This is a genomic window from Sphingomonas ginsenosidimutans (genome assembly GCF_002374835.1).
In the GTDB taxonomy this organism is placed as follows: domain Bacteria; phylum Pseudomonadota; class Alphaproteobacteria; order Sphingomonadales; family Sphingomonadaceae; genus Sphingomonas; species Sphingomonas ginsenosidimutans.
Genome location: NZ_NWVD01000054.1, coordinates 1 through 739, shown reverse-complemented (window position 1 = coordinate 739; position 739 = coordinate 1). Strand labels below are relative to the sequence as shown.

Genomic DNA, 739 nt, shown 5'->3' with positions numbered 1-739 from the left:
CCTCCAGTCCGTCGTCGAGCACCGCTGCCAGCACCCGCACGAACCGCCGGTCGGCATCGTCACCGACGCCGAGCTTGCGCCGCAGTCGTGCCAGCGCAGGCGGCAGCTCCCAGCCCTGGAACGGTGCGCCGTTGCGCAGGGCGCCCGGCTTGGTCGCCAACACCGGCAGATAATGCCACGGGTCGTAGATGGTCCGGTCGCGGCCAAAGAACCGGGGATGGTCGGCGACTACTTCACCATCGCAGCGCACGACGATGCGGTCGGCATAGGCGCGAACCTGCACCGCGCGTCGCGCCACCCTGGCAGAAACGGAGTAGCGGTTGCGGTCGAAGCTGATGAGGCATGTGCCGCTTACCGCATGCTCGCTCTCGTGGAAGCCGTCGAAGGGCGCGACAACAGGCTGGAGTACAGCCTGTTCGGCTGCCCATGCCTCAGCGACCGTCAGTTCCTTCTGCTCGGGATGCTGGTGCATGTCGGCCCAGCGCCGACACTCGGCCTCCAACCAGCCGTTCAGCTCCGCGAGGCTGGTAAAGCGCAGGCGTGGCTGGAAGAAGCGGCCGCGCGCGGTCTGCACCTGGTTCTCGACCTGACCCTTCTCCCAACCCGACGCGGGCGAGCAGGCGGTCGGCTCGACCATGTAGTGGTTGGCCATGACCAGGAAGCGCCGGTTGAAGACACGCTCCTTGCCGGTGAACACGCTCGTCACCGCCGTCTTCATGTTGTCGTAGATGCCGCGCGT

The 739-nt window shown here is 67.1% G+C and carries 1 protein-coding gene; it reads right to left on the bottom strand.

Annotated features, from left to right (window positions below; translation table 11 throughout):
• On the bottom strand, positions 1-739 hold a 739-nt coding region (locus tag COA17_RS18680), incomplete at both ends, for a transposase (protein WP_141397145.1).